The sequence below is a fragment of the Algoriphagus pacificus genome, from assembly GCF_017254845.1.
Taxonomy (GTDB): domain Bacteria; phylum Bacteroidota; class Bacteroidia; order Cytophagales; family Cyclobacteriaceae; genus Algoriphagus; species Algoriphagus pacificus.
The window spans coordinates 23,906-43,792 of sequence record NZ_JAFKCU010000008.1; the positions used below are offsets into that span (position 1 = coordinate 23,906).

Below are 19,887 nucleotides of genomic sequence, written 5' to 3' on the forward strand. Positions count from 1 at the left end.
TTGATTCAGTTTTCGTACGATAAAAGCGCTATTTCCACAGCAGCCAAAAAAGTCATAGATGTTGGAGGAGATGAAAAAATATGGGTTTTTCAAGGAGAGATGGGAGCAGGTAAAACCACTCTGATCAAGGCTCTAGCAGAAGAATTTAATATTTTGGATCAAATCAGCAGCCCGACCTTTGGGATCGTCAATGAATATCAGAATGATTCCGGTGAGGAATTTTATCATTTTGACTTTTATAGGCTAGATGATGCCACCGAGGCATTGGATATTGGAATAGAAGAGTATTTTTATAGTAAAAATTATTGCTGGATAGAATGGGCAGAAAAAATCGCCCAGTTTATTCCGGACAATTATTTTCTGATTAAACTTGAAATTTTGTCTCCGACAGAAAGAAAACTCACCCTTCAACACATCCAAGATGCCAGCTGAATTAAGTGAAATATCGGCAGTAGGTTTGATACCAAAAGAGTCCCCTGCGAAAGTCAGAAAGGACTCTAAATCATTGACTATCGGGATTCCCAAAGAAATATCTTCCCAAGAAAAAAGGGTTGTTTTAACTCCGGAAGCAGTTGGGATTTTATCCAATAATGGGTTGAGTGTCATTTTGGAAACCGGAGCGGGTTTGCAGGCAAAATTCAGTGATCAGGATTATTCTGATGCTGGCGCCAAAGTTGTCTACTCTAAAAAAGAGGCATTGGCTGCAGAGATAGTTCTAAAAATCGATGCGCCTACTTTGGAGGAATTAGAAGACATGTCGCAGGGTAGTTGCCTGATTTCAGCAATCCAACTGGGAAGGCAAAGCAAGGAGTTTATTGAAGCATTAAATGCTAAAAAAATCACGGCAGTTGCTTTTGAATACTTGGAAGACAAAGTGGGAGGGATGCCAGTGGTCAGGGCTATGTCTGAAATTGCCGGAAGTACTGTGATGCAGATAGCTGCAGAATATTTGTCCAGTGTGAATGACGGCAAAGGATTGATCATGGGAGGTGTGACAGGAGTGCCTCCAACGCAGGTAGTAATTGTGGGTGCAGGAACTGTAGCCGAATACGCAGCCAGAACGGCTCTTGGTCTAGGTGCCAATATCAAAGTTTTTGATAATCATATCTACAAACTGCGCAGAATCAAACAATTGCTGGGTCAGCAAATCTATACCTCGACTATTGATAATTTCAGTTTGAGTCAGGCCATGGCTGAAGCGGATGTTGTGATTGGTGCTTTGAGAGCTGAAAAGGGCCGAAATAAGATTGTGATTAGCGAAGAGATGGTAGCGAACATGATGCATGGAAGCATCATCATTGATGTGGGGATTGATCAAGGCGGTTGCATTGAGACGGCCAGAATGACTACTCACGACGAGCCGGTTTATAAGATCCATGATATCATTCACTACTGTGTGCCAAATATTGCTTCTCGGGTGGCAAGAACAGCTTCCTATTCTCTCAGCAATATTTTTACCCCAATTATTCTTCAGACAGCAGATCTAGGTGGAGCTGAAGAAATGATTTTTAATTATAAATGGTTTTTGAGGGGGGTATATACTTACAGGGGAAGTCTTACAAATGCCTATTTGGGGAGAAAATTCGGGTTATCCCACAAAGAGCTGCAGCTTCTATTAGCTGCGAGGTATTAGACTAGGAAAGTAAGTTTTGACGAAGCAAAAACTCCAATTGCTCATTTGCTTTTAAAAGCGCTTCCGTCAATTTTTCGTTTTCTCTACGAAGAGTGAAAATTTCGTAGGCATTTTTGATTACCGTTCTGAGATAATCTTCTTCCCAAGGCTTGGTAAGGTAATGGTAAACCTGTCCTTTGTTAATGGCATCAATTACAGCTTGGATATCAGTGTATCCTGTTAATAAAATCCGGATCGGATCTTTATAAATTGGAATAATAGATTCTAAAAACTCAACCCCAGTTTCTTCTGGCATCCTTTGGTCAGTGATGATAATTTCTATCTCTTCCTCCTCCAAAATTTTACGGGCTTCAACCGCAGAAATAGCTAAAAATATTTTATAATCCCTACGAAAAGTTGCTTTGAATGCCTGAAGATTATTTTCTTCATCATCTACATAAAGAATTTTTATTTTTTCCGTGGCTTTTTCTTCCATGTTGCAAAAGTCTAAAAATTAGTTAGGATGCAAGCATTAAAAATAATTTTTTTTATTTACAAATAAGCAATAGGCAGATTTATAAACCTCTATTTAATGAAATTTTTCAAAAAGTTTGACTCTAGAATTGAATTACAGCGATATTTAATTTGAAGTTTAGTTGAAAAACCTAACTTTACTCAGCTTTAATACACCCAACCTTCATGAATAAAATTTTTGAATCTGGTATTTACAACCAGGTTTATCCTATAATTCTCAATCCTAAAAATCATGATGATCAAATCAAACTGGATTTGCTTCTTCAAAACAATAATATCAAGGTCGTAAATACCCTTGATAATCAAATAATTGAACTTTTAAATGCTAAGAGCGGCGGGAAAAAGATCAATTCTGATAAGCATAACCAATTGCTAAAAGAGTTTTATGAAGTAAATGATAAAGATACTTTTGGAAACTGGATCTACTATCCCTGGAAGAATACATTGGTCAGACTTCTCCCCGAAGAGGATTTTATTCTAGTCAGAACGTCGAGAAATAACTATAAAATCACCCAACAAGAACAAAAAGAATTAGCTACAAGGAAAGTTGGGATAATTGGGCTTTCTGTGGGACAAAGCATAGCGCTTGCGATGGCTTTGGAAAGGAGTTTTGGTGAGTTGCGTATTTCCGATTTTGATACGTTAGATTTAAGTAATATCAATCGATTAAGGGCTTCTATAATTGATTTGAATGAAGAAAAATCAATTATAGCTGCAAGAGAAATTTGGGAAATTGATCCTTATCTCAATATTAAACTTTTTAGAGAGGGTATAAGTGAAGAAAACATTGATGATTTTCTTACCTCAGGAGGCAAGTTAGACTTGCTTATTGATGAATGTGATAGCTTTAATATTAAAGTATTAGCTAGAGAAAAAGCCAAGAAATATAAAATTCCTGTGGTCATGGAAACCTCCGATCGGGGAATGGTTGATATTGAAAGGTTTGACCTTGAGCCTGATCGACCAATTTTCCATGGTCATATGAAAGGAGTAAGTTATTCTGATTTGAAAGAATTAAGCGACAGGCAAAGGATTGCTATTGGGCTTAAAATTACCGGGATAAACACACTTTCTTCAAGGATGAAAGCATCCTTATTAGAAATGAACCAGACTATTACTTCCTGGCCCCAACTGGCTTCAGCTGTTTTTTTAGGGGGAGCTACAATTTCTCACATTGCTAGAAAATTATTGCTTGGAGCCAATTATCAATCTGGAAAGTGTTTGGTTGATATTGATGAGTTAGTAAAGCCAGAAGAAAATTCACAAGTAAAAGAGGTTGAAAAAGAAGCCATTTCATTTTCAGATTGGATGACCTTAATCCCTAATAACCTTCAACCTTCTTCTGTCAATATTCCTCAAAATGACTTGAGAGATATAATCGAGCATGCCAACATGGCTCCATCTGGTGGGAATGTCCAACCATGGCATTGGATCTTAGATGAGAAGTCTATTATTCATCTTTTTCATGACAAGACAAAGAGTGATTCTTTTCTTGATTTTTTAGGTACTGGATCTCTGATTGCATTCGGAGCTGCTCTTGAGAATTTAAGGTTGAAGGCTGCTTATTTGGGTTATGAGATAGAAATTATTCACCAAATCAATGAATTTGAGCAAGATTTAATCGCCTCGATTAGATTTATTTCAAAATCTCCATTACCATTAAAAGTGAAATACTCAGAGCTAGTAGAGGGAATTTCAAAAAGGTGCACGAATAGAAAAAATAACGAGAGAGTTGAAATTTCTGATCAAGTCATTTCTGAAATGGAAAATCTGGTTACAGATCTTGAATTAGGGATTAAGTCAAAAACTGACGATAAATCTCTACAGGAATTAGCTAGGATTATTGGAGAAATGGATCGTTTGAGATTATTGCATAAGCGAGGTTATCGCGATTTTATTAATGAAATCAGATGGACTGAAAAAGAAGCAATAGACACATCTGATGGAATCGATATAGAAACATTGGAGCTTGAAGGTGCGGATAGAGCAGCATTAGGATTACTTAGAGATGCTGCTGCGGTCGAATTGCTGAGAGAAAATAATCTAGGGACAGCTTTAAGCAAGATTTCTGATACAACAGTTCTTTCCTCCTCAGCTGTAGTAATGATTCAGGGAGCGTCTTTTGACCCAATTACTTACCTGAAAGCAGGGATAGCTTTGCAAAGGATCTGGATCAAAGCCAATTTAAATGACATTAGTATTCAGCCTATTTCAGCTTCTTTATTTATATTTCAACGCTTAAAAAGAGAAATCACCACTGGTTATAGTAAACTAAACCAAGAAAGGATTATTGAGTTATCAGAAGACTTGAATAAACTATTCAATGATGGCATTTCTTGTGAAAATTTATTTTTGATCAGGTTAAATAAAGTGCAAGAACCCAGTGTAAGGGCATACAGAAGAGATGTTTCTAATTCACTAACCATAATTTAAGAATGTTCACATTCAAAGCATTTAGAGCTGTAGATGAACCTGACATTTGTCGAATGTTCATAGAAGGGCATGCAAATGTGTTGAAGGATTATGGGGTGACAAAAGTGACCTCTTCAAATAATGAATGGAAAGACAATCCATATGTGTTTGTGGTGACTGTTCATGATGATTTGACTGGGAATGTTGTCAGCGGTTTAAGAATACATATCGCTCATGAAGATTATCCTCTTCCATTAGAAGGAGCCATCAGCCAAGTAGATACTAATATCAGTAAAATAGTGGCTGAATACCGGGAGTTGGGAACAGGAGAAATTGGTGGTTTGTGGAATAGTAGAGCTGTTTCAGGATATGGAATAGGTGCTTTGTATTTGTCAAGAGCTTCGCTTGTGATTGCAGAACAGTTAGAGATCCCTTCTTTATTTGCTCTATGTGCGGAATATACACTAAAGCCTACCCTTCAAAAAGGCTTTGAAATTGAAACAAAAATCGGGAATAAAGGGACGTTCTTCTATCCAAAACTTGATCTTGTGGCAACATTGGCAGTTTCAAAGGATGTGAAAGGTTTGCCCCTGGCATTGAAAGAGGAGAGAGATTTTATTTTTGATTTAAGAAAAAACTTACAGTGTGAACGTCTAGAAATGACCCCAAAAGGTGAAATTAAAATCACCTACGATCTCAAAATTTCAAATCCAAACTGGAGAATTTAATATGTTAGTATTTTTTGCGTGGCTTTCCTTTAGTCTATTACAAATTAACCCTATCGTCATTGGTAATGAAAGCGTAGATCTCAATAGATATGAGTATTTGATTTTGGATAAAAATCAAAATTTGGGTTTGACTGATGTGATGAATTCACAGGAATTTGAAAAAATCGACAACAGTTCGATCAATTTTGGTATTAATGATGATTTGGTTTGGCTTAGATATGATTTGATAAATACCAGTGAGGAAAATCTCAAATATTTATATATAAATAACCCTTCGTTAGATAGTTTGGAGCTATTTATTGTCAAGGATCAGGAGGTCTTGCAAACTTATTATGGAGGTAGACTTGTAGATTATTTTTCAAAATCAATCTCTTCGAAATCTATCATTTTTGATATAAATCTTCCTAAAGATGAGCCTGTCACGCTTTACATGAAAGTAAAAAGCGTCAACAAAAAGATTATTACTTCAACAGTTAGTGACTTGGATTTTGTGAATTCACTTATCAATAAAGAGAATATTCTTTTTGGGATTTTTACAGGGATTATTGCAGGTCTCTTCTTCTATAATCTGTTTTTATACTTTTCAGTAAGGGATAAAATTTATCTGATTTATGTGATTCATACACTTTTTGTTTGGCTCGCGCAAAGCTCCATATTAGGTTATACTCAAGAAATTTTCTGGCCAAATTCAGTTTGGCTAAACCTCAGATCAGGAGTGATTTTCTCCTCTTTTGTAAGTATTGCAGGAATTTGGTTCTTGAGAGAATTCTTATTCACAAAATCCTTTATCCCGAAAATCGATAAAGGATTCTACTTCATCTATGGAGTGTATGGTTTCATTCTTTTCAATGCATTTTTCTTTTCAATAACTATCAGTTATCAAGTATTACTTGTTACCCAATCGATTGTTGTGATGTTTGTTCTATTCGCAGCAGTTTTGATTGTAAAGCAAGGATACAGGCCGGCAAGGTATTACCTGTTGGCTTGGTCGATGTTTATGGTTGGTATTTTCATTTTTGTTTTAAGTGAAATGGGAGTCATCGCCACCACTAACCTTACTGCTTATGTAATGCCTTTGGGCTCAGCTTTAGAGGTGGTTTTGCTTTCATTTGCTCTTGCTGATAGAATTAATATCCTCAAAAAAGAGAAAGAAAAGGAGCAGGCGGAAAGGCTGGAAGTTTTGAAAGAAAATGAGATTCTGGTCCGTGAGCAAAACACGATTCTTGAGAAAAAAGTGAAGTTGAGAACGGATGAATTAGAACATGCGCTGAGGAATCTTCAGAATACACAAAGTCAACTAGTTAGTCAGGAGAAAATGGCTTCCTTGGGTCAATTGACAGCTGGTATTGCGCATGAAATCAATAACCCGATCAACTTTGTAAGCTCCAATATCACTCCTCTAAAAAGAGATATTAAAGATATCATGGAGGTGATTGAATTCTACAGAGAAGCTGGTCAGAAAGAGTTTTCGGAAAACTCAAAGAAAAAAGCGAAGGAATTGGAGGAAGATCTTGAGTTGGATTATGTCTTAGACGAGGTAGATCAGCTACTGAAGGGGATGGAAGATGGAGCCCGAAGAACTGTGGAGATTGTAAAAGGCTTGAGGATTTTCTCCAGAGTAGATGAGCAGGATATCAAAAAGGTAGACTTGCATGATGGGATTAACAGTACTATTATTTTGTTGAACAGCACTATTCCTGGAAAAATACGGATCGTGAGAGAGTTTGGTGAATTACCGATGGTAGAATGTCTAGCAGGTAAAATCAACCAGGTGTTTATGAACATTATCAACAATGCAGTTCATGCTTTAAGTGATAACATCGATGATATAAAAGACCCGCATATTACACTGAGAACGAAAGCTTTTGAAGAAACTGTCAGGATTGAAATTGAAGATAATGGCCCAGGAATGCCAGAAAGTGTAAAACAACGTATATTTGAACCATTCTTTACTACAAAAGCGGTAGGAAAAGGGACAGGTTTGGGTCTGTCAATTGTTTATTCTATTATTGAAAATCACAAAGGAACCCTCGAAGTAATAACTGAGCAGGGAGAAGGTACAACTTTTATTATTACCCTTCCTATATACCAAAGTACTCCAAGATATGAGTGATAAAATCCATGTGCTCTACATCGATGATGAGGATAATAACCTTAAATCGTTCCGGGCAACTTTAAGAAAAGACTTTAAAATTTTTACTGCAATTGATGCGGAGGAAGGGTTGCGTCTTGCCCAGGAAGAGGAAATTCATGTGGTAATAGCGGATCAAAGAATGCCAGGAATGACTGGTACAGAATTCTTTGAAAAAATGGTCAAGATCAATCCTGATCCGATCAGGATTTTGTTGACAGGATATTCTGACATCGCTTCGGTAATTGATGCGATCAATAAGGGTGAGGTTTATAGGTTTATCGATAAGCCATGGAATATTGAGCAGATCAAAAATTCCATCAAAAATGCGGCTGATATTTACTTCATGAGAATGGAGCTCAAAGAGAAAAATATCAAGTTGAAGAAACTTCATTCTGAAATGAACCAGTTTGTTTACAGTCTTTCTCATGAGTTGAGAGGACCGCTGATGAGTATCTCAGGAGTTTCTAAATTGGCAAAACTGGAAGTAGAAGATCCCCATATTCTGGAATATTTTGAAATGATCGATTCAGCGACAGTGAAGCTGGATGATTACATTTATAAGATGTTGGATTTCTATAGATCCACTAAAATAGATCATAAAGTCGCTTCTATTGATTTTAAATCTATCGTGGATCAACAAATGGAAGCATACAACGCCAAATTTGATTTGAGCCATTTCCATGTGGATATTCAGATAAATCAGCAAGAAGAATTCTTCTCAGATGATGCAAAAATCAGAGTGATCCTGAATAATCTTTTTAGTAATTCTGTGCAGTTCCAAAAGCACGATCCAGGTCTTAAATCCATTTCTTTGACAATAGATGTACTTGACAATCAAGCCATCATCAGAGTAGAGGATAACGGAATTGGTATTGATGCTAAACACCATCCTGAAGTTTTCAACCTTTTTACCAGAGCTACTCAGAAAAATGTCGGCGTAGGACTGGGACTTTACATGGTCAAAGAAGCTGTGGAGCAAATGGGAGGTAGAATTGATTTGGACTCAACTCTCAATGTAGGTACCAGCATTACGATCACTTTGCCTAATATGAATTAAGAAAGAAAGGCGGTCATTTTACAGGTAAAATGTATCTTTGCTGCGGATTAGGGGGAGACCCACTTTTTATTAACAAATTCAAAAAATATGATTAACCCTTGGCACGACGTCAATATCGGGAAAAATGCCCCTGAAACTGTAATGGGCGTGATCGAAATTCCAAAAGGAAGTAAAGGCAAATACGAGCTTGACAAAAAAACAGGGATGCTATACCTGGACAGAGTCTTGTTCTCAGCAGTTCATTATCCAGCCAATTATGGATTTATTCCTCAGACATTCTGTGAAGATCACGATCCTTTGGATATCCTGATCATTTCTCAGATCGATATTCCTTCCATGTGTTTGGTCGAAGCGAAAGTCATCGGTGTAATGAGAATGGTTGATGGTGGTGAAGCTGATGATAAAATCATCGCTGTAGCTGCGGGAGACCAATCCGTGAACTATATCAATGACATCGATGAATTGCCACCTCACTTGATGAAGGAAGTTCACCGTTTCTTTGAAGACTACAAAAAGCTTGAAAACAAAGAAGTAAAAGTGGAGGATTTCTTGGGTAAAGAAGACGCTATGCGGATCATCCAGGAAAGTGTGGAGCTTTACGATAAAAACTTCCGTACTGCACGATAAAATGAAAGCCTGAGAAATTTCTCAGGCTTTTTTATTTTTCACTTGCTGTTTTGCAGCTTTTTTCATGAGATACTTGACCATTTGCGAATAGGACTCATGCTCATGATTAGAGATTGAGATTGATTGCTTGTCTGCGAAAGCTATGGTCAGTTGTTTGAATTCTTTTTTGTTGGCCAAAATGGTTTCCTCCTCCCAAGCTAATATCTGATTGACCGGATAGGTTTTTTCATAGCGTCTGATTGGAAGTTTTACCACGATTTGGTCTTTTCCGGCAGCGATAAATCTATAGCCAGCTAAAAGTTTTATCAGGATCATCAGAATCACCAGTGTCAGTAAAGGAGCGGCAATCAAGTAAAACCAGAGTCCAAAACTTCCCACATAGGCAAAGTCCCTTAAAATGAACACCAATCCAGCTATCAGGAAAAGGACAAGAATGCCCAATGAGAAATAGGTGGATAATTTTGGCTTAATCAGAATCATGGAGTGCTTGGATTTCTTCGAGTTTTTGCTTTGCAAAAGTCCTCAAATCTTCGAAAAAAGCGAAGAAAATCACCTCAAATTCATTTTCTCGCTCCAATAATGATAAATGGGCTTGTTCCATTTTGGAATCAAATCGGGTCCTTTTGGATAGTCCAGTCAGAGAACTTTGGATCCCTTCAATCTCTGCATATCTCAAAAGCCAATTGTCCTTTTTCATCCAATAAAATAGATTTCCGAACCGATCTGGAAAAAAAGCCTCATACCTAGTGACTTGCTCATATACCGAAAAGGTGAACTCCTCCAGCGTTTGATCCGAATATCTGTTCCAGTTTTTTCCCAAAAAATAATCAAAGAAAATATCTGTAATCACTGTAGCATAATGCCCAAAAATCGGTCTCAGGTAAGTTTGTCCCGCTCGGACTAAAGGATGAGAATCCGTAAAGCGGTCAATTTCTCGATGAAGTAGAATTCCCTGTTGAATGCCTTTTGGGAACCGCACCATCATTTTTCCTTTGACAAAATCTCCAATGAAATTGCCAACTAGAATTTCTTCCTGATGAAAGGAAAGATAGGCATGGGCCAAATAGTTCATCCTTGCTTTTTGAATAGAAAACTTAATCTGATTTGATTAGTTTCGACCCTAAAATAAGCATTGATGGACAAAGTCACAGAGGAATTAAAGAAAGACCTGAAACTTTTAAAGCTGGAATGGCAGGAAGACTTGGCTCAGTACAAACAGAAATTTCTGAATTCCTCCATTACTGAAAAGAAAAAAGAAGGGATCACCTGGCATCCTGTAATCTTGAAAAAGAGTAAGATCGGTATGGGAGAAAGATTGCTTGTGGAGATTGAGCGAACAGATTCCAATCAATCCTCTGCTTTTTCTTCTGGAAAATCAGTCTCTTTTTTTACTACCCAAGACAGCTATCAAAGTTCGGAACATCGCGTAAACGGAGTAATCAATTTTGTCCGCAACAATGCAATGACTGTCACCCTTCAAGTGGATGAAATTCCTGATTGGATGGAAGGAGGACGTCTTGGGGTTGACTTGCTTTTCGATGAGGCAAGTTATCGGGAGATGGAATTCGCACTCAAACGAGTAATTTCTGATGAAAATAAACGAGTAGCCGAACTGAAAGAAATCCTGTTAGGCGAAAAGTCACCTCTGTTTTCCGGGAAATCCCAGAAGTCAATTGAGCATTTGAATGACTCTCAAAATAAAGCCTGTGAATTAATTGCTCGGGCCAAAGATGTGGCTGTAGTGCATGGTCCTCCGGGAACAGGCAAAACGACCACGTTGATCGAAGCTATCGAACAATCAGTGATTGTAGGGCAATCGATTTTGGTCTGTGCACCTAGTAATGCGGCGGTTGATTTATTGGTGGAAAAGCTGATCGATCGGGGAATTGAAACCCTTAGACTGGGGCATCCAGCTAGGGTGGAGGAGAAGATTTTGAATCAGACCTTGGATGCCAAAACTGCTTTTCATCCAAGCTATCGGGATCTGAAGAAACTTCGAAAAGAAACAGATCAATACCTCAAACTAGCCAAACAATACAAAAGGAATTTCGGACCAGAGGAAAGAGCGCAGCGAAAGCTGATGTATGCAGAAGTATCCCGAATCAGGGAAGCTGCCAAGTCTCTGGAGGAATACATTCAATATGACATTTTTCAGAGGACCAAGGTCTTTGCAAGTACACTGGTAGGGGCATCTTCTTACAATTTGAAGGGGATGGAATTTGATGTTGTCTTTATTGATGAAGCTGCACAGGGACTGGAAGCTGCGACTTGGATTCCAATTTTGAAGGCCAAAAAAGTGGTTTTTGCCGGGGATCATTGTCAGCTTCCTCCAACGATCAAATCCTATCAGGCTGCTCAGGAAGGATTGGCAGAAACCTTATTTGAAAAAGTGATTGCCAGAAAATCCCAAGTTTCGCAGATGCTACAGGTTCAATATCGGATGCCTGAAGCGATTATGGGCTTTTCTAATGATCAGTTTTACAAAGGGGAACTCCAAGCAGCAGATAACACAAAATCCCATGTTTTTCCTGGAGAAGAAGCCAATCCTATTGAATGGATCGATACGGCTGGAGCAGGGTATTTGGATCAAAAGGAGCAGGAGAGCTTAAGTACCTGCAATCCTGAAGAGGCTGCTTTTACTTGCCGCTATTTAAATGAGATAATAAAACGAATCGGGATTGCTAATTTCAAACAAGAAGGTTGGACAATTGGCCTGATTGCACCTTATGGAGCGCAAGTCCGTTTGTTGAGATCCTTGATTTTAGAGGGTTTTGATTATCCCAATTTAAGAGCCTTTTCAGACTTGATCACTATTGATACAGTGGATGGTTTCCAAGGTCAAGAGCGGGATCTGATGATGATTTCTCTGACCCGGTCCAATGAAAAAGGAGAGATTGGATTCTTGGCTGATACAAGAAGGATGAACGTCGCTTTGACCCGTGCAAAACGAAAACTGGTTCTGATCGGCGATAGTAGCACCTTGGCTCAAAATCCCTTTTTCGATCAGTTACTTCAGTATTTTGAAAGCCATCAGGGATATAAAAGCGTTTGGGAGTTTTTATAATGAATTGAAAATTGAAAGATTGGAAGATTTAAAAATTCTAACACGAAAACTCACAAATCATTGGTAAGTGATCGCTATATTTTATCCAATCTTCAACTTTGCCTAATTCTATCTTTTCTAGCTTTTTTCTAAACTCAGAGCTACCAAAAATATAATCAATATGGTAATGTTTGTTTAGGTTCTTTTGAAGGAAAAATGTGGGTTGAAGTTCGTTTCCTTGAGATTCTTGGCCTATGCTGTGATAGAAGCTTGTTATGTTTAGTTTTTCCAGTTCTTTAACAACCTCACTATGATTCCATGCCCTTTTTGGTTTGTCCCAAATCGAGTTACTATTGAAGTCTCCTATAATTAATGAGTTATTGAATTTCTGTTTATGAAGTTGAAAATATTTCCAGAATTGACCAATATATCCGTAGGTAGGAGATTTGTTGTAGTGGGTCCAGACAGCAATTAATTCAAACTCAGAATTAACATAAAATGGTAAAAAATGCTTTACTGGATTTCCTTCGTACTGATTTGTCCAATAAAGTGGAGTAAGTTTTATACCTTTTTTTGCAAAAACACCTAGCCCTTTATGTTTACTGTCACCAATCCAAAGATGGTTTTTTGCCCATTCTAAATATTCAAGATGGACAGTTTCTATTGGATTCTCACATTCTTGAATTACATAGATATCAGCATCAAACTCATCTAATAAGTTGAATTTTTTCCTAAAGGCTCCATTGCAATTCCATGTGACAATCTTCAAATTTTTCAATCTTTAAATATTCCAATCCAGTTTTAATTCTTCGATAGCTTTTCTCTTTCTCGATAATTATAGCTTAAAAAGCTCAACACATCCCCAAAAGCTTCTGCAGATTTCAATTGCTGATCAGTCACTTTTTTGCCCAAAAGCCGACAAAGTAATAAGCCGTAAATCCCATTCAAGCAGATCTGGATTTCATTTCCCATATCCTGACCTTCTGCCTGCATCACTGCTTCAATAATAAAAGGCTTGGTTTTATTATAGATCTCAAAATAGCCTGCATCAGTTTTTAGCAGCTTCCAGTGTATTTCTGCCAATGAAGCAACCAACTCATTCAGTTCTTTTAAATGTCCTTTTTCCAGAATATTCTGTTCTTTCATTTTCTGTAAAAGGTCAAGATACCAAGTCGAAATCTCATTTCTTTCTTCTTCGGAAACAGGATATTTAGAGACGACAAAGGTTTTGATTTCTTCTGCATTTCCCTGATAGGAGCGAATCAGATCCTCCATTTGGTACATGTAGATGATATATTCAGCAATGTTTGTTGACTTCTTGTTTTCGGCTACGGATTTCATGGCGCAAAGGTAAAAAAAGATTGGTTTTTGTCTTCTGTGCTTTCCAAAAGCAAACTAATCCTTGAAAAGAATTTTGTGTTTGCAAGCAGCATTTTCACGCTGAACGTTGTCGAAGCGTCCTCGACTCCGCTCGGACTGACAGACCATTTTTAAAGGAGAAATAATTCCGTAAACTTACTCCTCTTAATTGCCTTCAACCTGCCAACCACCGCCAAGACTTCTATATAATTCTACTTTAGCCAAGGCTAATTGCATTTTCAATTGCACTACCTCCAACTGGTTTTGCAAAGCATCTTCTTGCGCATTGATGATTTCCAGGTAATTGGCGAAGCCACTTTCAAATAGCAAAAAGGCATCGGTCATCCCTTTGGTGGTTGTTCTCAGCCTTTCCTGGGCAATTTCATATTCCTCCTGAAGCTTTTCGATATTCACCAAAGCACTGGATACTTCCATCACAGCTGTATTTACTTTATCCCTGAAATCCAATTCCGCGATTTCACGTTGTTTGATCGCAATTCTGTGATTGGTCTTCAGTTTTCTGTTTTGGAAGATCGGTTGAAACAAGGCTCCATTGAGTAATGCAAATCCAGAACCCACCGGGTCAAAGACGGAACCAAATGCCATGGAATTCAAGCCTGCTCCGGCATTGATAGTCAAAGATGGGTATTTCATAGCCTGGGTGATTCCGACACGGGCATTGGTGGCAATAAGTTCATATTCAGAAGCTGCAACATCCGGTCTGTTTTGGATCAATTCTATTGGAACACCCGTGGTGTATTCATGATCTAATGAAAGCTGATCCAACACCCCATTTAATTCCAAAGCACCGGGAGTCTGCCCAAGCAGGTTATTTAAGCGGTTTTCTTGGATGGTATAGGCTTTTTCCAATTGTGGAATCAGAGCCTTGGCTCGCAACATCTGTGATTTGGTTTGCTGAATCGCCAAAGAAGTGTTTTCCCCCGCATCATACTGTAACTCCACAATTTTCAAGGTGTTCTGGCTGAGGTCGTAGTTTCTTTTTGCTACGGTCAACTGGGATTTCAGCATCAGGATATTGAAATAGGTGGAGGCAATCTCCGAAACCAAGGCAGTTTGCACGGCTTTACGGAATTCTTGGGTCTGCATGTATTTGGCTTGGGCAGCCTCTTTTTGCCAACGTAATTTCCCCCAGATATCCACTTCCCAACTTGCCTGAAGTGTCACCGCATAGGCTAAATTTTCAGTATACAAAGTCGTCGGAACACCATCAGGATGGTTCCTTCTGGATCGGTTAGAACCGTAATTATTATAATTTTCAGAATAATACTCACGGGTCAATCGAGCCGGATTTGAATTCAGACTTGGTAAGAAATTAGCTTTTGACTGCAAAAAGCTTTCATTCGCGATTTCTATTTGCTTGGCTGTTTTTTGCATATCAAAGTTGCCCACCAAAGCGGAGTCAATCAATGCGTTAAGTGTTGAATCCTGAAAGAACTCTTCCCAGTTGATAGAAGCAATGGATTGATCCCCGACAAACACACTGTCCTGGATTTTTTGACCTCCATAAAATGTCACAGGAAGATTGGTTTCTGGTCGTGTATAGTTTTCACCTACTTTGCAGCCCGCTGCAACCAGAATCAAAAAGAGGTATATTTTTTTTTTGGTATGGTTCATTGTTCTGCTAATTCTGCTTTTTTACTAATCTTCAAAGTGAATCGATCCTGCAGTTCCTGGAAAACATAAGAAAGGACTGGAATGAATATCAAACCCAACGATATTCCGAAAATCATTCCGCCAGCAGTTCCGATACTGACTGACTTGGTACCTTCTGCGGAAGATCCCACAGAAAACATCAAAGGAATCAAACCGGCTGTAAAGGCAAAAGATGTCATCATTATCGGTCTTAATCTCAATTGACAGGCCTCGATTACTGCCTCTAAAACTGGCAATCCGGATCTTCTTTTCTGCGCCACGAATTCCACGATCAGAATGGCATTCTTTGCTAAGAGACCTATCAACATGATCAATCCCACCTGCACATAGATGTTATTGTCTATTCCTGCTAGGTTGATGGAGGCGAAAACCCCCAAAATACCAGCAGGCAAAGAGAGGATCACAGCCATAGGCAGCCAGAAACTTTCGTATTGTGCGGCAAGAATAAAATAGGTCAGAATAATACTGATGATGAAAATGATGGTGGTATCGGAACCTGATTTCTTTTCCTCAAGACTCATCCCCGTCCATTCAAAGCCCAAGTTGGCTGGAAGTTTATCCTCGCTGAATTTCTCAAGCATTTTCATAACATCCCCGGTACTGTAGCCTTGAGCAGGAGTGATGTTGATCCTTGCGGCATTGTATAGGTTGTATCTAAAAACCGTTTCTGGGCCGTAAGTCTGCTCCAAGCTCACAAATGAACTCAGCGGTACCATCTCATTCTTATCGTTTTTTACCATGATAGAATTGATGGCATCGGGAGTTTCTCTGTATTGGATATCCGATTGCATGTATACCATATACTGGCGGGTAAAGCGGTTGAAATCACCAACTCTTGTTCGACCGAAATTAGACTGAATGGTAAACATCATGTCTTTCACACTTACTCCAAGGGCTTTTGCCTTTTCGTAATCGATGTTCAATTTAAACTGTGGGAAATTGGTGTTGTAGGATGTAAATGCTTTTTCGATTTCTTTCTGGCGGGAAAGCTCTGCAACAAATTCGCTGATTAACACTCCAAATTCCGCCAAATCCCCATCGGAATAATCCTGAAGCACGATCTGAACTCCATCAAAATTCCCGAAGCCCTGCACGGTTGGTCTTGGGTACATATTGATTTTTGCCTCATTTAGGACACTTAGTTTTTGAGTCAAATGCTTGACTACTTCTTTGATATTGGAAATTTCGCCACGCTCAGAAACTTCCTTGAGTTTGATGTAACCCAATCCTGTAGAGGCACTTTCCGAATCATCCACGATGTTGTAACCTGAAACAGTGTTGACACTTGCTACGGCTGGTTCTTTATGTAGAATAGAGTCGGCTTCTCGTAACAGTTGGTTGGTCCTGTATAAGGAAGAACCTTCCGGCATGGTCAATGAGAAAATCAAGAAATTATCATCTTCTGTAGGGATGAAGCCTTTGGGAGTTGTCGAAGCCAAAAGAAAAGTCAGTCCCGATACCACTACCAAACCGCCTATTGCCCACCATCTTTTAATAATGGCCCATTTTACAAGTCTGATATATTGAACAGTGAATTTGTCAAAAACCTTATCGAATTTTCTAAGGCCAACTGTTTTAAAGAATTTGAATTTGTAAACACCTCTAGAATCTTTGATTTTACCAATCAGGTTGTCCTTTTTAACCTTTTTCTTCTTTTTCTTTCCAAGAATCAAAGCACTCAAAACAGGCACCAGTGTCAATGCATTGACTGCTGAAATTAAAACTGCAAAGATGATCGTAAAGGCAAACTCCTTGTAGAAAACACCAACCGGTCCATCCAAGAAACCAGCAGGTAAGAAAACCGCTGCGATCACAATCGTGATGGAAATAATTGCCCCGGTGATTTCTGACATCGCGGAATTTACAGCATCAATTACATGCATGCCATGATCGTGGATTTTTTCATAAATCGCTTCGATCACCACAATGGCGTCATCGACCACAATCCCGATGGCTAGTACGATTGAAAACATACTCAACACATTCATTGTAGCCCCGATGGCTTGTAAGAAAAAGAAGGTTCCGACCAGAGAAACAGGAATCGAAATCGCTGTAATCAACGTGGCTCTGAAATCCTGCAAAAAGATGAATACCACCAAGAATACCAGTACAAAAGCCTCGATCAAAGTCTTTTTCACATGATGCATGGACTCATCAATTTGATCACGCACACTGTATGTGATCCTATATTTCATTCCGTCGGGAAAAGCTTTGGCTTGTTCCTCCATGATTTCCCGAACTGCCTTATCGATTTCCACTGCATTGGCACCTTGTTGCTGCACGATGTCAATAGTCACGGCAGATTTCCCATCCAATTTGTTCTCACTGGCGTAGTTGGAAGCACCAAACTCCAACCGTGCCACATCTTTCAGTCTCAACTGGGAGCCATCTTCTTCAGATTTGATGACGATATTTTCATACTCTTCAGGCTCACTGAAACGACCAGAATGTTTCAAAACGATCTCAAAAGTTTCTTCAGAATTTTCTCCAAATCTTCCAGGAGCTGCCTCAAAACTCTGATCTCTGACTTCATTCAGCACATCTCTTGGAGTCAGGCCATAAAGCGCCAATTTCTCAGGATTCAACCAGATTCTCATGGCATAATCTCTGGACCTCAAGATGGATGCTTCCGCAATACCGCCGACTCTCTTGAGTTCCCTTCTGATTTTCATCCGGGTATAGGCATTAAGGAAAGTTTCATCATAAGCTCCGTTTTCGCTGTAGATATTGATGGTCATCAAGGAACCTTTCAGTCTCTTTAAAACCACTATACCTGCTTCTCTAACCTCAGAAGGGATTTGTTCCATTACCTTGGAAATCCGGTTTTGGATCTCGACAGCAGCTACATTTGGATCAGTACCTGGCTCGAAATAGACTGTAGATCGTCCTCGCCCTGAGTTAGTTGCAGTGGAGTTGATGTAACTCATGTTTTCTGCCCCATTAATAGCCTCTTCCAATGGCAATAGAACCGAGTTGGCAACGGTCTCAGCATTGGCGCCTGGGTAGTAAACCTGCACGCTGACACTAGGAGGTGCGATTTCGGGGAATCTTTCCACTGGAAGCAACCGCATACTTGCAGCACCAGCCAATACCAATAAGATGGATATCACCAATGCTAAAACAGGTCTTTGTATAATGTTTTTAATCATGAGTTCATCAGGAATTACCTCGATCAAAGCGGGAAAAAACAAAATAGAATCCCGTTCCTCTTCATTTAGAAAAGGATAATCGATCAGAATTTGATCTTAAAGCCGCTCCGAAACATGAAATGAATCAGAGCGGTTAGAGAATTATTTTGGGTTGTTTTCTGTAAGGAGGCGTCCTTGCTCCAGTGGTTTTACCAAAACGCCATCACTCAATTTGTCAAGTCCGGCAGTTACGATGCGATCATTCGCTTTCAAAGTCTCTCCACTGACTATAAAGTCATTTCCTGACCTTCCTTCTATTTTGATTTCCTTTCTCGCCACGGTATTATCCTCGTTTAAGACATAGATAAATCGCTTGTCTTGAATAGAGGTTGTAGCAGATTGAGGAACAAGAATCGCATTTGGATAAATCTGTTCCATCAGGATTTTACCGGTATTTCCGGTTCTCAATAAAGTGTCTGGATTTTCAAAATGTGCTCTCAAGGTGATGGAACCTGTGGAACGATTGATCTGACCAGAATTGGCGTCGATTGTACCCACTTTGTCATAGACACTTCCATCAGCTAAAACCAGTTTCACGTCTGGGTTCATCTTTCTGGAAGTAGAATCTTTTTTCATTCGCTCAAAGTAGAGGTAGTCCGACTCACTCATAGAGAAGTAGACATAAATCTCGCTGACATTGGATAAAACCGTCAGAGGTTCTGAATCTGATTTTTTGACCACGTTTCCGATGGATTTCGGGATTCTTCCCATCAAACCATCTACAGGGGCTTTAATAGTGGTAAAGCCCATATTTATCCGCATGTTTGCTGCTTCCGCCTCGGCTTTCGCCAAAGAAGATTGTGCTACTTCATAATCGGCCACAGTGGTTTCCATTCTTACTTCGGAAATCACCTCATTCTCGATCAAAGGTCTCAAGCGCTCAATCTCAGTTTTTGCCTTTTTCAGTTTAGCCTTTTCAAGCTCCACATTGGCAAGGGCGTTCTTAAGGTCTTCCATGTAAGGCTGGCTGTTGATCTTAAAAAGGACATCACCTTTGTTGACATATTGGCCTTCATCTACATAGATCTGCTCCAGAATTCCTTCTACTTGGGGTCTAATCTGAACGTTTTCCACGCCTTCGATCGAACCTAAATATTTATATGAAATCGCTGCAGGCTCTTCAGTCAAAGTCAAGACTGGAAGTGGGATGCCTTCTTCTTCAACCTCCTCTTCAGCACAGCTGAAAAATCCCAAACTCAGGAATATTCCCAATACTAATGGAGAAAAGGTTTTCATCTTTTTTATAATAATTGGTAGGTTTTCCATGTTTAATAGGTGTTGATTCCTAATTTTTTTGGTTTTCGAAAACCATTCAGAAATAATCATACCATGGGATTAAAGGAGAGTTTTTTGGTAGGAATGGCTGATTTTCAGGTGATAAGGCTTTGAAACTAATTTCAAAGTGGGTAAAAATTGATGAAAAGTGGGGAATTTCTGTACAATTTCAGGGTGAAAAGTGCCTCTTCGGTTTCAAAATGGGGAAGAGATCGTACTCCCTCCGAAAAAGGCTAATACTGAT

At 39.0% G+C, this 19,887-nt stretch carries 16 protein-coding genes; 8 read left to right on the forward strand and 8 right to left on the reverse strand.

All coding sequences use genetic code 11. The features are described from left to right. Both tsaE and J0A69_RS21020 read left to right on the forward strand, forming a co-directional pair. Complete coding sequence (gene tsaE / locus J0A69_RS21015) at nucleotides 1-432, forward strand: tRNA (adenosine(37)-N6)-threonylcarbamoyltransferase complex ATPase subunit type 1 TsaE (protein ID WP_206588602.1); 432 nt, start codon at nucleotides 1-3, stop codon at nucleotides 430-432. Then, nucleotides 422-1,633: an alanine dehydrogenase gene (locus J0A69_RS21020; protein ID WP_206588603.1), complete on the forward strand. Its 1,212-nt coding sequence runs from the start codon at nucleotides 422-424 to the stop codon at nucleotides 1,631-1,633. The genes tsaE and J0A69_RS21020 overlap by 11 nt, the downstream gene beginning before the upstream one ends. 1 nt (nucleotide 1,634) lies before the next feature. Here the strand turns inward: J0A69_RS21020 and J0A69_RS21025 are convergent, their stop codons facing one another. After that, the gene (locus J0A69_RS21025; protein ID WP_206588604.1) at nucleotides 1,635-2,108 is read right to left on the reverse strand and encodes a response regulator; all 474 of its coding nucleotides are present in this window, start codon (nucleotides 2,106-2,108) and stop codon (nucleotides 1,635-1,637) included. A 203-nt stretch (nucleotides 2,109-2,311) separates the two neighbouring features. Here J0A69_RS21025 and J0A69_RS21030 point away from each other — a divergent pair, with 203 nt between their 5' ends. The 5 genes from J0A69_RS21030 (at nucleotide 2,312) to J0A69_RS21050 (ending at nucleotide 9,104) form a co-directional block, all read left to right on the forward strand. Beyond that, nucleotides 2,312-4,579 carry an Rv1355c family protein gene (locus tag J0A69_RS21030; RefSeq protein ID WP_206588605.1) on the forward strand — a complete coding sequence of 756 codons (2,268 nt, stop codon included), beginning with the start codon at nucleotides 2,312-2,314 and terminating at the stop codon, nucleotides 4,577-4,579. 2 nt (nucleotides 4,580-4,581) lie between these two features. Continuing rightward, nucleotides 4,582-5,286, forward strand: a complete 705-nt coding sequence (locus J0A69_RS21035) for a hypothetical protein (protein WP_206588606.1) — start codon at nucleotides 4,582-4,584, stop codon at nucleotides 5,284-5,286. 1 nt (nucleotide 5,287) lies between these two features. Continuing rightward, on the forward strand, nucleotides 5,288-7,399 hold the full coding sequence (locus J0A69_RS21040; RefSeq protein WP_206588607.1) for a sensor histidine kinase: 2,112 nt from the start codon (nucleotides 5,288-5,290) through the stop codon (nucleotides 7,397-7,399). Next, a complete protein-coding gene (locus J0A69_RS21045; protein ID WP_206588608.1) occupies nucleotides 7,392-8,477 on the forward strand; it encodes a hybrid sensor histidine kinase/response regulator in 1,086 nt (361 codons plus the stop codon). Before J0A69_RS21040 ends, J0A69_RS21045 begins: the two co-directional genes overlap by 8 nt. Before the next feature lie 87 nt (nucleotides 8,478-8,564). Beyond that, nucleotides 8,565-9,104, forward strand: coding sequence for an inorganic diphosphatase (locus J0A69_RS21050; protein ID WP_184496148.1), 540 nt, complete (start codon nucleotides 8,565-8,567; stop codon nucleotides 9,102-9,104). A gap of 21 nt (nucleotides 9,105-9,125) precedes the next feature. Here the strand turns inward: J0A69_RS21050 and J0A69_RS21055 are convergent, their stop codons facing one another. Continuing rightward, a complete protein-coding gene (locus tag J0A69_RS21055; protein ID WP_206588609.1) occupies nucleotides 9,126-9,584 on the reverse strand; it encodes a hypothetical protein in 459 nt (152 codons plus the stop codon). Next, nucleotides 9,571-10,176, reverse strand: coding sequence for an acyl carrier protein phosphodiesterase (locus J0A69_RS21060; protein ID WP_206588610.1), 606 nt, complete (start codon nucleotides 10,174-10,176; stop codon nucleotides 9,571-9,573). Before J0A69_RS21060 ends, J0A69_RS21055 begins: the two co-directional genes overlap by 14 nt. A gap of 63 nt (nucleotides 10,177-10,239) precedes the next feature. Between J0A69_RS21060 and J0A69_RS21065 the strand changes: the two genes are divergently transcribed. Then, a complete protein-coding gene (locus J0A69_RS21065; RefSeq protein ID WP_206588611.1) occupies nucleotides 10,240-12,168 on the forward strand; it encodes an AAA domain-containing protein in 1,929 nt (642 codons plus the stop codon). 37 nt (nucleotides 12,169-12,205) lie between these two features. On the opposite strand, the gene J0A69_RS21070 is transcribed toward J0A69_RS21065, so the two are convergent. The 5 genes from J0A69_RS21070 to J0A69_RS21090 form a co-directional block, all read right to left on the reverse strand. Beyond that, nucleotides 12,206-12,916 (reverse strand): endonuclease/exonuclease/phosphatase family protein, encoded by a 711-nt coding sequence (locus J0A69_RS21070; RefSeq protein WP_206588612.1) that lies wholly within the window; start codon nucleotides 12,914-12,916, stop codon nucleotides 12,206-12,208. A 32-nt stretch (nucleotides 12,917-12,948) separates the two neighbouring features. Then, nucleotides 12,949-13,488: a DUF4924 family protein gene (locus J0A69_RS21075; protein WP_206588613.1), complete on the reverse strand. Its 540-nt coding sequence runs from the start codon at nucleotides 13,486-13,488 to the stop codon at nucleotides 12,949-12,951. A gap of 183 nt (nucleotides 13,489-13,671) precedes the next feature. Then, nucleotides 13,672-15,141 (reverse strand): efflux transporter outer membrane subunit, encoded by a 1,470-nt coding sequence (locus tag J0A69_RS21080; RefSeq protein ID WP_206588614.1) that lies wholly within the window; start codon nucleotides 15,139-15,141, stop codon nucleotides 13,672-13,674. Beyond that, nucleotides 15,138-18,329 carry an efflux RND transporter permease subunit gene (locus tag J0A69_RS21085; RefSeq protein ID WP_206588615.1) on the reverse strand — a complete coding sequence of 1,064 codons (3,192 nt, stop codon included), beginning with the start codon at nucleotides 18,327-18,329 and terminating at the stop codon, nucleotides 15,138-15,140. The genes J0A69_RS21080 and J0A69_RS21085 overlap by 4 nt, the downstream gene beginning before the upstream one ends. Before the next feature lie 141 nt (nucleotides 18,330-18,470). Next, on the reverse strand, nucleotides 18,471-19,604 hold the full coding sequence (locus tag J0A69_RS21090; RefSeq protein WP_236033061.1) for an efflux RND transporter periplasmic adaptor subunit: 1,134 nt from the start codon (nucleotides 19,602-19,604) through the stop codon (nucleotides 18,471-18,473). Between the last annotated feature and the right edge of the window lie 283 nt (nucleotides 19,605-19,887).